The sequence below is a fragment of the Micromonospora sp. NPDC007220 genome (genome assembly GCF_040634035.1).
GTDB lineage: Bacteria > Actinomycetota > Actinomycetes > Mycobacteriales > Micromonosporaceae > Micromonospora > Micromonospora reichwaldensis.
On the sequence record NZ_JBEYEU010000027.1, the window covers coordinates 62,644 to 76,208 of the forward strand.

Annotated in this window: 11 protein-coding genes; 6 read left to right on the forward strand and 5 right to left on the reverse strand. The window is 72.8% G+C overall.

What is annotated here, in order from left to right:
• Positions 1 to 97: 97 nt before the first annotated feature.
• The 5 genes from ABZ573_RS28475 to ABZ573_RS28495 are packed head-to-tail and all read right to left on the reverse strand — an operon-like array spanning position 98 to position 6,901.
• The gene (locus ABZ573_RS28475) at positions 98 to 1,297 is read right to left on the reverse strand and encodes a Gfo/Idh/MocA family oxidoreductase (RefSeq protein WP_358122113.1); all 1,200 of its coding nucleotides are present in this window, start codon (positions 1,295 to 1,297) and stop codon (positions 98 to 100) included.
• A gap of 41 nt (positions 1,298 to 1,338) precedes the next feature.
• Positions 1,339 to 2,826 (reverse strand): mannitol dehydrogenase family protein, encoded by a 1,488-nt coding sequence (locus ABZ573_RS28480; RefSeq protein WP_327028737.1) that lies wholly within the window; start codon positions 2,824 to 2,826, stop codon positions 1,339 to 1,341.
• The gene (locus ABZ573_RS28485; RefSeq protein WP_358122115.1) at positions 2,817 to 4,121 is read right to left on the reverse strand and encodes an enolase C-terminal domain-like protein; all 1,305 of its coding nucleotides are present in this window, start codon (positions 4,119 to 4,121) and stop codon (positions 2,817 to 2,819) included. Before ABZ573_RS28485 ends, ABZ573_RS28480 begins: the two co-directional genes overlap by 10 nt.
• Positions 4,118 to 5,542: a glucuronate isomerase gene (gene uxaC, locus ABZ573_RS28490; RefSeq protein ID WP_358122117.1), complete on the reverse strand. Its 1,425-nt coding sequence runs from the start codon at positions 5,540 to 5,542 to the stop codon at positions 4,118 to 4,120. The genes ABZ573_RS28485 and uxaC overlap by 4 nt, the downstream gene beginning before the upstream one ends.
• A 30-nt stretch (positions 5,543 to 5,572) precedes the next feature.
• Complete coding sequence (locus tag ABZ573_RS28495) at positions 5,573 to 6,901, reverse strand: Gfo/Idh/MocA family oxidoreductase (RefSeq protein WP_358122119.1); 1,329 nt, start codon at positions 6,899 to 6,901, stop codon at positions 5,573 to 5,575.
• Between the two features lie 239 nt (positions 6,902 to 7,140).
• Here ABZ573_RS28495 and ABZ573_RS28500 point away from each other — a divergent pair, with 239 nt between their 5' ends.
• From ABZ573_RS28500 to ABZ573_RS28525, 6 genes are all read left to right on the forward strand, one after another.
• Entirely contained in the window at positions 7,141 to 8,268 is a 1,128-nt protein-coding gene (locus tag ABZ573_RS28500; protein ID WP_151453252.1) for a LacI family DNA-binding transcriptional regulator, read from the forward strand.
• 19 nt (positions 8,269 to 8,287) lie between these two features.
• Positions 8,288 to 9,637: an extracellular solute-binding protein gene (locus ABZ573_RS28505; protein WP_151453251.1), complete on the forward strand. Its 1,350-nt coding sequence runs from the start codon at positions 8,288 to 8,290 to the stop codon at positions 9,635 to 9,637.
• Positions 9,638 to 9,665: 28 nt separating this feature from the next.
• On the forward strand, positions 9,666 to 10,649 hold the full coding sequence (locus tag ABZ573_RS28510) for a sugar ABC transporter permease (protein WP_151453250.1): 984 nt from the start codon (positions 9,666 to 9,668) through the stop codon (positions 10,647 to 10,649).
• A 137-nt stretch (positions 10,650 to 10,786) separates the two neighbouring features.
• Positions 10,787 to 11,548: a carbohydrate ABC transporter permease gene (locus ABZ573_RS28515; protein WP_132238380.1), complete on the forward strand. Its 762-nt coding sequence runs from the start codon at positions 10,787 to 10,789 to the stop codon at positions 11,546 to 11,548.
• On the forward strand, positions 11,545 to 12,183 hold the full coding sequence (locus ABZ573_RS28520; protein ID WP_151453249.1) for a hypothetical protein: 639 nt from the start codon (positions 11,545 to 11,547) through the stop codon (positions 12,181 to 12,183). The genes ABZ573_RS28515 and ABZ573_RS28520 overlap by 4 nt, the downstream gene beginning before the upstream one ends.
• Positions 12,184 to 12,206: 23 nt before the next feature.
• Positions 12,207 to 13,055, forward strand: coding sequence for a PmoA family protein (locus ABZ573_RS28525; protein WP_358122122.1), 849 nt, complete (start codon positions 12,207 to 12,209; stop codon positions 13,053 to 13,055).
• Positions 13,056 to 13,565 lie beyond the last annotated feature (510 nt).

The window sequence follows — 13,565 nt, forward strand, 5'->3', positions numbered from 1 at the left end:
AAACGTGTGCAGAAGTGTTGCAACTGATCAAATCGGCCGGTATCGCCCCGGCCGTCCTCGGTCGGGTTGACGCCCCTATGTCCGATATGGACCCACCTCAGGCGGGCGGCTCAGTTGCAGTGGGTTGCGGTTCCTCCTGTCCCATCAGCTCCCTGCGGTGCGGCGCCACCGCCCACGGCACCCCCAGCTCCGACAGCAGCGCCCCTTCGTCGGCCGCCCGGCGCAGCAGCCGGTTGATCCCGCGCACCGTCAGCACCCGCTGCGGGCCGTCGCCCGTGGCGGTGACGAGGTCGCCGCCCAGCGGCGCCGGCTCGGGCGCGGTCGTGACGGCCTCCAGCACCGCGGTGAACGGGGCGGTCCGCCCCAGGGGCGCGATCAGCGGCACCTCCGGGTCGGCGCGGTGGGCGAGGAGGTTCTCCAGCAGCCCGCGCCGGCCCGGCACCTCGCGTGCGCCGGCGTCGCCGGGCAGCAGCAACCGGTCGGTCGGGTACTCCAGCACGGCCCGGCCGGCGGTGCCCGTCACGATCACCTCCCCGGCGACGAAGTCCTCCCCGGCCAGGGTCACCGCCGCGACGATCGGTGGTCCCGAACGGGACGACACCCGCAGGGTCGCCGTGTCGTCCACCTCGATCGGCCGGACCCGGTAGCGCTCCACCTCGATCCGCGCGGGGACCACCGGCCCGTTCCCGGCGGCGGCCTCGGCGACCGCCAGGCACTGCATGACCGCGTGCGCCAGCGGGTTGGCCAGGGCACCGTCCAGCACCGGCCGGCCGTGCAGCGTCCGCCGACCGGCCCACGGCGCCCGCGCGTAGTAGGCGTCGGAACGCTGCCAGGACGCCACCGTCGCGATGCCGGTGACGGTACCGAGCCGCCCGGCCCGGACCGCGTCGGTCAGTGCCGTCAGCGCCGCCGAGCCGAGCGCCTGGAAGCCCACCTGGCACGCGCGGCCCGTCGCGGCGAGGGCGTCGGCCAGCTCCCGGTGCTCGGCGGTGGACAGCACCGGCGGCTTCTCCAGCAGCAGGTCGGCGCCCGCGGCGAGCACGTCCAGGGCGATCGGCAGGTGGGTGTGCGGTGGGGTGCAGACCACCACCACGTCCGGCCGGGCCGCCCGCAGCATCTCCCGGTGGTCGACGTGGACCAGGGTGCCGTCGGGCACCGGTGCCGCCGGCTCGTCCTCGATCGGACGTACGTCGACCAGGGCGACCAGCCGCAGCCGCCCGGCGGCGTGCAGGGGGGCGACGACCCGTCGGTGCCAGCGCCCGTGCCCGTTGGCCCCGACGATCGCGACCCTCGGCACGGCGCTGGCCCGTCCCGGTGGCGCCCCCTCGGCGGCGGCCGTCACCGGGCGCCCGCCAGCGTCGCGGCCACCCCGTGCCGTTGCAGGGCGGTCAGCCACCCGGTCACCTCGGCGCGTACGTCGTCGTCCTCGGCCACCTCGGCGGGGAAGACCTCGCGCAGCGCGAACACCGCGTCGACGGCCCCCGCCGGGGTCTTCGCTCCGGCGGCGAGCGCGGCGCGGATCTCCTCGGCGAGCGGGTCGGCCAGCGGCAGGGGGCTGCCGTCGTCGGCGTGGCCCTGCGCGAAGCGCAGCCAGGCGGCCACCACCAGCGTGGCCCAGTGCGCCGACCGGCCCGCGGCCCGCAGGTCGGCGATGGTGTGCAGGATCCGCTGCGGCAGCTTCTGCGAGCCGTCCAGGGCCACCTGGAGGGTGCGGTGGTGGATCGCCGGGTTGGCGAACCGGGTCAGCACCTCCTCGCCGTACGCGACGACCGAGACGCCCTCGGGCGGGTCGAAGCTGGCCGCCACGTCCTCGGCGACCAGCTGCCGCAGCACCGTGGTCAGGTGCGGCAGGGCCAGCGCGTCGGCGATGGTCTCCCGGCCGGCCAGCGCACCCAGGTAGGCGGCGGCCGAGTGCACGCCGTTGAGGGCGCGCAGCTTCAACCGCTCCCAGGATCCCGCGTCGGCGGTGAGCACCGCGCCGGCCCGCTCCCAGGCCGGCCGGCCGCCCGGGAAGTCGTCCTCGATCACCCACTGCCGGTACGGCTCGGCGACCACCGCCGCCAGGTCAGATACCCCCAGGGCGCGCTCGGCGTCGGCGAGGGTCTGCGCCGTGCTGGCCGGCACGATCCGGTCGACCATGGTGCCGGGGAAGCTGACGTGCTCCCGCACCCAGTCGGCCAGCGGCTCCGGCACCCCCGCGTACGCCACCGACTGCTCGACCAGGCCGCGCAGCCGGCGGCCGTTCGCGGGCAGGTTGTCGCAGCTGACCAGGGCCAACGGCGGGCCCTGCGCGGCGGCGCGGGCGAGCAGCCCGCGCAGCAGCAGGCCCGGGACGGTGACCGGCGCCCGGTCGGTGCGCAGGTCGGCGGCGACCTCCGGGTCGGGCCGCAGCCGGCCGGTCACCGGGTCGAGCTGGTACGCCTTCTCCGTCACCGTGAGGGTGACCACCCGGATCGCCGGGTCGGCCAGCAGCGCCACCACGGCGGCGGGGTCACCGGCGGCGTGCCGGGTCCCGGCCAGCGCGCCGACGACCCGGGTGTGGCACCCCTCGGCGCTGGTGGTGGTGACGCTGAACAGGTTGTCCTGCGCGGCCAGCGTCGTCGCCACGTCGGGGTTGCGTGGCGCCACGCCGACGATGCCCCAGTCGCCCCCGGCGTGCGCCATCGCCTCCTCGGTGTAGACCGCCTGGTGGGCGCGGTGGAACGCGCCCAGCCCGAGGTGCACGATCCCCGCCGGCGCGCTGCCCGGGCGGATCAGCGGGCGGCTCTCGGTCGGCAGCCGGCGTAGCGTCCCGAGACCGAGCCGGGCGGCGCCGGTCATCGCCACACCGGTCCGTCGGGGAAGCGGAACTCGGCGATCGACTCCGGCTTCATCGTGGAGCTGTAGCCGGGCGCCTGCGGCAGCAGGTAGCGCCCCTCGCGGGTGCGCACCGGGTCGACGAAGTGCTCGTGCAGGTGGTCGACGTACTCGACCATCCGGCCGTCGAGGCTGGTGCCGACCCGCAGGTAGTCGAAGACCGCCAGGTGCTGGACGTACTCGCACAGACCCACGCCGCCGGAGTGCGGGCAGATCGGCACCCCGAACTTCGCCGCCATCAGGATCTCGGCGAGGACCTCGTTGACGCCGCCGACCCGGCAGGCGTCGATCTGCATCACGCCGATCGCCTCGGCCTGGAGCAGCTGCTTGAAGATGACCCGGTTGGCGGCCACCTCACCGGTGGCGACCCGGCACCGGCCGTCGGTCAGGCCGGTGACCGCCCGCGCGATCCGGGCGTGCCCGAGGATGTCGTCGGCGTGCGTCGGCTCCTCGATCCAGTACGGGTCCACCTCCGCCAGGGCGGTCATGTTGGTGATCGCCTCGTCGACGTCCCAGACCTGGTTGGCGTCCATCATCAGCAGCGCGTCCGGGCCGATCTCCTCCCGGATGATCCGCGCCCGCCGCAGGTCGTCGGCCGGCAGCCCGCCGACCTTCATCTTCATCGCCCGCCACCCCTCGGCGTACGCCTGCCGGGTCAGCGCCCGGACCTTGTCGTCGGGGTAGCCCAGCCAGCCCACCGAGGTGGTGTACGACGGGAACCCGTCGCGCTCCAGCCCGGCCCGGCGCTCGTCCAGCCCGACCAGTCCCTTGTCGAGGATGGCCGCCGCCTCGTCCGGGGTGAGGGCGTCGGTGATGTGGTGGAAGTCGATGCTGGCCACCAGCTCCTCGGTGGGCAGCTCGGCGAGCAGCTGCCACAACGGCTTGCCGGCCAGCTTGGCCCGCAGGTCCCAGACCGCGTTGACCAGGGCGCCGGTGGCCATGTGGATGACCCCCTTCTCCGGGCCCAGCCAGCGCAGCTGCACGTCGGCGCTCAGCGAGCGCCAGAACGCCACCGGGTCGGCGAAGATCTCCTCCACGGTCCGGCCCCGCACGTGGTGGGCGAGGGCCTCGATCGCGGCGCAGGTCAGCTCGTTGCCGCGACCGTTGGTGAAGGTGAACCCGGCCCCGGTGACGCCGGCGTCGGTGCGCAGCTCGACGTAGCTGGCCGAGTAGTCACCCCGGTTGATCGCGTCCGAGCCGTCGCCCGCGGCGGCGGTCGGGAACCGCACGTCGTGCACGTCGACGGCGGTGACGGTGACACTCACAGGACATTCTCTCCGATCTTGAAGACCTTCTTCGGCAGCCGGTACGCCAGGTCGACGATGGTCTCGGCCGCCTCGTCCTCGTCGAGGCGGTGCTCGGTGACCAGCCGGGCCAGGTAGGCGGCGTCGACCCGGCGGGCCACGTCGTGGCGTACCGGGATGGAGCAGAACGCGCGGGTGTCGTCGACGAACCCGGCGGTGTTGTAGAAGCCTGCGGACTCGGTGACCGACTCGCGGAACCGGCGCAGCACCTCGGGCGAGTCCAGGAACCACCACGGCGCGCCGAGGTACAGGGCGGCGTACCCGCCCGCCAGGGGGGCGAGTTCCCGGCTGAAGGTGTACTCGTCGAGGGTGTAGAGCACCACCCGCAGCCGCGGGTCGTTGCCGTACGCGTCCAGCAGCGGGGTCAGCGCGTGCAGGTACTCGGTGGCCTGCGGCAGGTCGCCGCCGACGTCGCGGCCGTGCCGCGCGTACAGCCAGCGGTTGTGGTTGCGCACCGAGCCGGGGTGCAGCTGCATGACGAGGCCGTCGTCCAGCGACATCCGGGCGAACTCCAGCAGCATGTGCGCCCGGAACGTCTCCGCGTCGGCCGCGTCGGCGACCCCGCGCAGGCCCTTGTCGTAGAGGCGCGCGGCCTCGTCCGCGCCCAGCGCCAGGGTGCGCGCGGTGGGGTGGCCGTGGTCGGTGCAGGTGGCGCCGGCCGCGATGAAGGCCGCCCGCCGCCGGCGCAGCGCCGCCAGGTAGCCGGCGTACGTGCCGGTGTCCTCGCCGGTGATCTCGCCGAGCCGCGCGACGTTGTCCGCCCAGCCGTCGAACTCCATGTCGGCCACGTTGTCCGGCCGGAACGTGGTGATCACCCGGCCGCCCGGCCCGCCCCAGCCGTCGGCGGCGAGCTTGGCGTGCTGCCCGAGGTCGTCCAGCGGCGACTCGGTGGTGGCGAGCACCTCGATGCCGAACCGCTCGAACAGCGCCCGGGGTCGGAACTCCGGCTCGGCGAGCCGGGCCGCGAGCTCGTCGTAGACGGCGTCGGCGGTGGCCGGGGAGAGCGGGGTGCGCACCCCGAACACGTCGCGGAAGGTCTGCTCCAGCCAGAGCCGGGAGGGGGTGCCCCGGAACAGGTGCCAGTGCGCGGCGAAGCGTCGCCAGATGGTGCGCCCGTCGGGCTCCGTGGGGCTGCCGTCGACGGTGGGCACGCCCAGGTCGGCCGGGGGGACGCCCTGGCTGAGCAGCATCCGGGTGAGGTAGTGGTCGGGCACGATGAGCAGCCGCGCCGGGTCCGGGAAGGGGCGGTCCTCGGCCAGGATCGCCGGGTCGACGTGCCCGTGCGGGGAGATGATCGGCTGGGGCGCGGCCAGCGCGTACAGCCGGCGGGCCACCGCGCGCTGCGCGGGGTCGGCGGGGAAGAGCAGGTCGGTCGTGGGCACGGGTGGGGCTCCTCGGAGGGTGTTCGTGGCTCAGGAGAGGTCGAGCAGGTCGGCGACCCGGACCGGGGCGCCGGTGGTGAAGGAGCGGTTCGCGGCCAGCCCGGTGAGCAGGGCGAGGGCCCCGTCGCGGGCGGTCGCCGCCCGCCCCATCGGGTCCGGCTCGCCGGCGATCAGGACCCGGGCCATCCGGGCGTCGGCGCCGCCGTGCCCGGAGCGGGTGTGCCCGGTCACGGGTACGACCTGCGGCGGCGCCCAGAACGGCCGCAGGGTCAGCGTGGCGGAGCCGGCCTCGGCGGCGGCCTCGTCGCCGTGCAGCGCCGCGCCCTTGAGCGCACCGGCGGACGCCGGGCTGACGTGGTCGCTCTCCACGACCTCCAGCTCCAGGCGGCCCCGGCTGCCGTTGACCATCACCCGGTAGCCCTCGTAGGGGGCGTACGCGGTGAGGTGGTAGGTCATCGTCGCGCCGGTGGAGTAGCGGGCGAGCACCGCCATGTCGTCCTCGATGTCCACGCCCGGGGCGAAGACGTTGCGGTCGCGCTGGTAGCCGTCCTCGGCCTCGGCGTCGAGGTAGAGCTCGCGCAGTTTCGGGTGCGCGTCGAGCCGCAGCGCGAACGGGTCGTCGTCGGCGGCGGGGGAGCCGTGCGCCCGCTCGTAGTCGCGGGCGTAGCCGTGCCGGTGGCCGGCCTCGCCGTAGAAGAACAGCCGGCCGGTGGCGTACACCTCGACGGGGGTGGCGTCCAGCCACCAGTTGACCAGGTCGAAGTGGTGGCCGGCCTTGTGCACCATCAGCCCGCCGGAGTGCGCCTTGTCGCGGTGCCAGCGGCGGAAGTAGTCGGCGCCGTGCCGCACGTCGAGCAGCCACTCGAAGTGCACCGAGCCCACCTCGCCGATCGCGCCGTCGACGAGCAGCTCGCGCAGCTTCTCGTGCAGGGGGTTGTAGCGGTAGTTGAACGCCACCCGCACCTGCCGCCCGGTGTCGGCGACCGCGTCGAGGATCTGCCGGCAGCCGGCCGCGTCCACGGTCATCGGCTTCTCGGTGATGACGTCGCAGCCGGCCCGCAACGCCGTGTCGACGTGCGCGGCGTGGGTGTCGTCCACGCTCGTCACCACCAGCACGTCGACGCGCTCCTTGGCGAGCATGACGGCCAGGTCCTCGGCCCGGTACGTCGGCACCGGCGGGTGGCCCAGCTCGCCGAGCCACCGGTTGTGGGCGTCCATGCGGGCCTGGTTGACGTCGGCGAACGCGACGAGTTCGGCGGTGTCGGCGTGGTCGCGCACCAGCGCCCGGACGAACATCTCGGCCCGGGACCCGGTGCCCACCAGGGCGTGTCGGACCCGTTGACCGGTGCTGGACGACATGTCGACCGCCTCCCGTGTTGCTGCAAAGGTTTGCAGCGAAATAACCACGCGCCGCGCGGCGGCGTCAACGATCGATGCCAAACCGGCGGCATAGATCCGTTTTGATAGGCATTTGAGCACATGGTGGGAGCGTGGCCGAAACGCATCTGTAACCATCGGCCGTTGACACCGGCACAACCGTTTGCATTAATTGGCGGCACCTGACGTGACCCCAGCCACACTGGACGAAGGGCCCCGCCGTGCCAGCCACCATCCGAGACGTCGCCCGGGCCTCCGGCGTGCACATCTCCACGGTCTCCCGCACGTTCTCGGCCCCGCACCTGGTCAACCCGGAGACCCGGGGCCGGGTGCTGGCCTGCGCCGAGGAGCTCGGCTACCGGCCCAACCGCGCCGCCCGCGCCCTGATCACCGGCCGTACGCACAACGTCGGTCTGATCATCGCGGACATCGCCAACCCGTTCTTCCCGCCGCTGATCAAGGCGGCGGAGAGCCAGGCCCGCCAACGCGACTACCACGTGTTCGTGGCCGACACCAACGAGGACCCGATCGCCGAGGAGGAGCTGGTCCACGCCCTCGCGAAGCAGGTGGACGGGGTGCTGCTGTGCAGCCCGCGGATGAGCAACAGCATGATCGAGCAGCTCAGCCGCGAGGTGCCGCTGGTGGTGATAAACCGGCAGGTCGCCGGCCTGCCGTGCGTCACCATGGACGTCGGGCAGGGCGCCCGGTCGGCCATCGAGCACCTGCTCGGCCTCGGCCACCGGCGGATCGCGCTGCTCAGCGGGCCGCGCGGCTCGTGGACCAGCCGGGAGATCCGCCGGGCGGCCGGCGTCGCGGCGCGGGCCGGGGGCGCCGAGTTCACCGTCCTCGGGCCCAACCAGCCCACCGAGATTGGCGGCGCGGCCCTCGCCGAGCAGGTCCGCCGCAGCGAGGCCACGGCGGTCCTCGCCTACAACGACCTGATGGCGATCGGCCTGATCGAAGGGCTCGACGCCGTCGGGATGCGCGTCCCACAGGACGTGAGCGTCGTCGGCATCGACGACATCGCCCTGAGCCGGCTCACCCGGCCCAAGTTGACGACGGTGGCCACGCCCAACGCGGCCGCCGGCCGGACGGCCGTCGACATGCTCCTGCAACACGACACCGTCGCCGCCCGTGGCTCACGCGGCGGTCGGGGTGTCACGAGCGACGACCGTCGTACCACCGCACAGGTAATGCTCCAGACCGAACTGGTCATCCGCGACTCGACCGCCGCCGCGCCGGCAGACGGTCGGAACCGCCCCGACGCCGAGTTGGTCGTCCCGGGCCCGCATCGCCTTGCGGGCCCGGGTCGCCCGACCGCGGCCACCGGTGGCGTCGTCGCCTCCTAACGCCAAGGAGTGAGCGCACATGCACCCCGCAACGCCCCCCACCACTGGCACGCAGGCCGTGCCCGTTCACCGTACCCCCGTCCGCCGACGGCGGTTGATCCGCGGCCTGCTCGCCACGGTCGTCGCCCTGCCCCTGGTCCTCGGTGCCGCCGCCTGCGGCGGCGACGACGAGGCCAGCACCGACCCGAACGCCCCGGTCAAGCTCTCGGTCTTCTGGTGGGGCGGTGAGGCCCGGGCGAAACTGACCGAGGAGGCCCTCGCCCTCTACACCAAGAAGCACCCGAACGTCACGTTCGAGAAGACCTGGCAGGCCAACCAGGGCTACTTCGACAAGCTGGCCACCCTCACGGCCGGCGGCAACCCGCCGGACCTCTTCCAGATCGACGACAACTACCTGGCCGAGTACGCCTCGCGCAGCACCACCCTCGACCTGACGTCGTACAAGGACTCCGGCGACCTCGACGTGTCGAAGTTCCCCAAGAGCCTCTGGCAGTACGGCGTGGTCGACGGCAAGCTCGCCGGCGTGGCCGCGGGGGAGAACACCCAGGGCCTGGTCTACAACAAGACGCTGCTGACCAAGAACGGCCTGCCCGAGCCGACCACGGGGATGAGCTGGGAGGAGCACATCGCCTGGGCCGAGCAGGTGGCGAAGAAGACCAAGGTGCCCGGCACCCAGGACCCGAGCGCCGACTACAAGGCGTTCTGGGTGTGGCTGCGCCAGCAGGGCAAGGACCTCTACAAGGGCAAGGAGCTCGGCTTCACCGCCGAGGACGTGACGAAGTGGTTCGACCTGTGGAAGGGAGCCCGGGACCGGGGCGCCACCCCGACCCCTGACGTCATCCACGAGGGCAACGCCACCGACATCACCAAGCAGCTCGTGGTCACCGGCAAGGCCGGCACCAGCTGGGTCTGGGTCAACCAGATGCCGGAGCTGAAGAAGAACACCAAGGACGAGCTGGGCGTCATCGCCTACCCCGGCGACCCGAGCGCCCAGTGGGCCCGCGCCTCCATGTACTGGTCGGTGTTCAAGGGCAGCAAGCACAAGGACGTCGCGGTCGACGTGATCAACTTCCTGGCCAACGACCCCGAGGCGGTCAAGATCCTCGGCACCGACCGCGGCCTGCCGTCGAACCTGGACCTGCGCCGGGTGGTCAGCGACGACGTCACCGACCCGGCGATGAAGCAGTCGATCCAGGTCGAGTCCGACCTGGCGGAGAAGTTCGGCGAGGCGCCGCAGGTCCCGCTCAAGGGGCACAGCAAGGTCCGCTCCGAGCTGATCAAGGCCGCCGAGAACGCCCAGTACGGCCGGATCAGCTCCGCCCAGGCGGCGGAGCAGTTCATCGCCGCCTGCAAGACCGCCATCGCCTGACCCTGACGCTACCGAGAGGAACCGGCTCGTGGCCCTGACCACGGCGCCCGGTCCGACCCGACGACGTACCGGATCCGTCCCGACCCCCGCCGGCAGGCGCGGGGTCGGGCGGTCCCGGCACGGTGACGGTCTGGCCGGCTACGTCTTCCTGTCGCCCTGGCTGCTCGGCCTGCTGGCCGTCACGGCGATACCCATGCTCCTGTCGCTCTACCTGAGCTTCACCAACTACGACATCCTCACCCCCTTCTCCGAGGTGGAGTGGGTCGGGCTCGCCAACTACGAGCGGATGTTCACCGCCGACCCGTCGTACTGGCACTCGGTGCGGGTGACGCTCACCTTCGCCCTGATCGCCGTGCCGCTGAAGCTGGCGGCCGCCCTCGGGGTGGCCCTGCTGCTCAATCGCGCCTGGCGCGGCGTCGGGCTGTTCCGCGGCCTGTTCTACCTGCCGTCACTGCTCGGCGGCAGCGTCGCGCTGGCCATCGTCTGGGTGAACATGTTCAACCGCGAGGGCGCGTTCAACTCGCTGCTGGGCGTCTTCGGCATCGAGGGCAAGCCGTGGGTCAACGACCCCGACTGGGCGCTGGAGACCCTCATGGTGCTCGCCATCTGGCAGTTCGGCGCGCCCATGGTGATCTTCCTGGCCGGCCTCAAGCAGGTGCCCACCGAGCTCTACGAGGCGGCCTCCGTCGACGGCGCCGGCAAGTGGCGGCAGTTCGTCGCCGTCACCCTGCCGATGCTCTCGCCGGTGATCTTCTTCAACCTGGTGCTGGAGACCATCAACGGCTTCCAGGGCTTCACCGCCGCGTTCGTGCTCAGCAACGGCACCGGCGGCCCCGTCGACTCCACCCTGATGTACACGCTGAACCTCTACATCACGGGCTTCACCAACCTGGAGATGGGCTACGCCTCGGCGATGGCCTGGGTCTTCCTGCTCGCCATCGCGATCATCACCGCGATCTTCTTCAGCACCGGGCGGTTCTGGGTGCACTACTCGGACGGGGAGGACCGGTGACCGCGACGGCAACCCCGACGGCAACCCCGGCGACGACCGGCCCGCGCGGCCCGCGCCGGGCCAGCGGCGGCGGGCAGGCCGTGCGCCTGCTCATCCTGATCGCGATCGTCGCGGTCGTGCTCTACCCGCTCTTCTGGATGATCGGTACGTCCCTGAAGAGCCAGGAGGAGATCGTCAACAACATCGGCCTGCTGCCGAACGAGTTCACCCCCGGCAACTACGCCGACGGCTGGACCAACTTCGACTTCAGCTTCGGCCGGTTCTTCCTCAACAGCGCGATGGTCAGCCTGCTGACCGTGGTCGGCAACGGCGTCTCCTGCCTGCTCGCCGCGTACGCCTTCGCGCGGCTGCGGTTCCGGCTGCGGGGCGTCTGGTTCGCCGTCATGATCGGGACGCTCCTGCTGCCCGGGCACGTGCTGATCGTGCCGCAGTACATCCTGTTCCGCAGCCTGGGCCTGGTGGGCGGCGAGTGGCCGTACCTGCCGCTGCTGATCCCGCAGTTCCTGGCCACCGAGGCGTTCTTCGTCTTCCTGATGGTGCAGTTCATGCGGGGCATCCCGCGCGAGCTCGACGAGGCCGCCAAGATCGACGGCGCGAACGCCTTCGGCATCTTCCGGCACGTGATCCTGCCGCTGAGCCGGCCGGCGCTGGTCACCACGGCGATCTTCTCGTTCATCTGGACCTGGAACGACTTCTTCCGGCAGCTCGTCTTCCTCTCCGACCTCGAGGACTACACCGTGCCGGTGGCGCTGACCCTGTTCATCGACTCGACGAGCCAGAGCGCCGTCGGCCCGATGTTCGCCATGTCGGTGCTGTCGCTGCTGCCGGTGTTCCTGTTCTTCGTGGCCTTCCAGCGGATGCTGGTGGAGGGCATCAACACGAGCGGACTCAAGGGATGAGGCCGCACCGGGACGACGGGCCGGACCGCGAGGACGGGCCGGCCCGCCGCGACTGGCGGGACGTGCTCACCGACGCCACGGACCTGGCCGTGCTCGGCATCGTCCTGACCCTGGCGGCGCTGCCGGTGCTCACCGCGGCGGCGGCCGTCGCCGCCGCGAGCGCGGCGGTGCACGACCGGTACACCGTCGGTTCCTGGCCCTCCGCGCGGGAGAACCTGACCCGGTACGGCCGCGCCCTGCTGCCCGGCGCCGGGGTGAGCGTGCTGACGCTCGCCGCCTTCGGGCTGCTCGCCGTGAACGTCGCCGCGCTGGCCGGTGGCCGGGTCCCCGGCGGGGCACCGCTGCTCCTGGTCACCGTCGTGCTGGCCGCCGCCCTGGCCGGGTACGCCGCGCTGGTGGTGGTGGAGGTCGGCCGCCGCGGTGGCCGCGGCTGGCGGGAGGCCGCCGGTGCCGCCGCCGGCGCCTGCCGCGCCCGCCCGGGCACCTGGGCCGCCGCCGGCGGGGTCAGCGCCGTCGCGGCGCTGCTCGCCGTCCTGGTCATTCCGGTCGCGGTGCCCATCCTCGCCGGGTACGTGGTCGCCGCCCTGCACGCCGTCGCGCGGCGGACCGTGCCCGCCCCGGTGGGACAGTCGTGACGGGCGGCGACCGGCGGGCCGGCGTGACCGAGAACGATCGGCAGCTCAGCGTCGACGACGTGCCGGTGGCCCGGTACGTCGTCGACCCGGCGATCGACCCCCGGCACGGCCCCCGCCCGTACCTGCACCCCGTGCGGACCCTCGGCGGGACCGTGGTCACCGACGCGTTCCCGGCCGACCACGTCTGGCACCTCGGCGCGTCCCTGGCCGTGCAGGACGTCGACGGCACCAACCTCTGGGGCGGGCGCACCTACGTCCGCGACACCGGCTACACGTGGCGCGACGACCACGGCCGCATCGCGCACACCCGCTGGGAGACCCGCGACCCGCAACGGCTCGCGCACCAGCTGGAGTGGCGGGACCGGGACGGGGCGGTGCTGCTCACCGAGCGGCGGGAGCTGGCCGCGCAGCGGGTCGGCGAGCGGGCCTGGGCCCTCGACGTCGGGTACACGCTGACCGCCCCCGCCGACCGGGACGTCGCCCTGGGCAGCCCGGCGACCAACGGACGCCCGGGTGGCGCCGGCTACGGCGGCTTCTTCTGGCGGGCAATCAGCGCGACACCCGCCCGGGTGTGCACCGCCACAGCCGAGGGGGAGGACGCGGTCAACGGCAGCGACGCGCCGTGGCTGGCCTTCGCCGGCACCGGGCCGGACGGGGCCGCGTACACGCTCGTGCTGGCCGGCCTCGCGGAGGGCGACCGCTGGTTCGTCCGCACCGCGATGTACCCGGGGGTCTGCGTGGCGTTCGCCTTCGACCGGCCCAGGGTGATCACCGCGGGTACGAGTCGCACCGGGCGGCACCGCGTGGTCGTCGCCGACGGCACGCTCGACCAGGCGACGGCCGCCGCGTTGGCCGCCGGCGGGACGGTGTGACGCGGCCCTCCCACCCCGGATTTGACGATCTTGTCGGGCGGGCGTAACTTTCTCTCTGCCAGCGCGGAACGGACGAACAGGGTGAAAGCCCTGGCGAGGCCGGAGCGCGGTGAGACCATCGGTCCGGGTGGGGTTCTCCCACCGGGGCCGGCACGGGCGGTGCCCCGGATCCGTCGCGAGGCGGATTTGGCGAGGCGGAACCGACCGGGTAAGGTTCACGGCCGGCAGGGATCCGGGCGAGCTCGCGGGAAACCGCGAAGCGGCCGGTCTGCCGAACTTCCCGAAAATCGTCGGCGAGAGTCGACGTAATCGGGATGCCCGGAAATTGGTTTTAAGTGGTGCGGATCGCTACGAAGCGGTTTGACACGGCGGAAACCACCGGGTAACGTAGTAAAAGTGCCCGGCGCGAGAGCGGCGGACGCGGTGAACGAAATGCCCCGGGTCGGGTGCTCCACGGTGTGGGGTTTCTGGGCGGTGTGTGGTTGTTCTTTGAGAACTCAACAGGGTGCT

Bases quoted from the DNA above. Each gene is read 5' to 3' on its own strand.
- ABZ573_RS28495 (WP_358122119.1), bottom strand. From the start codon at position 6,901: ATGTCGTCCAGCACCGGTCAACGGGTCCGACACGCCCTGGTGGGCACC.
- ABZ573_RS28505 (WP_151453251.1), top strand. From the start codon at position 8,288: ATGCACCCCGCAACGCCCCCCACCACTGGCACGCAGGCCGTGCCCGTT.
- ABZ573_RS28520 (WP_151453249.1), top strand. From the start codon at position 11,545: ATGAGGCCGCACCGGGACGACGGGCCGGACCGCGAGGACGGGCCGGCC.
- ABZ573_RS28515 (WP_132238380.1), top strand. From the start codon at position 10,787: ATGATCGGTACGTCCCTGAAGAGCCAGGAGGAGATCGTCAACAACATC.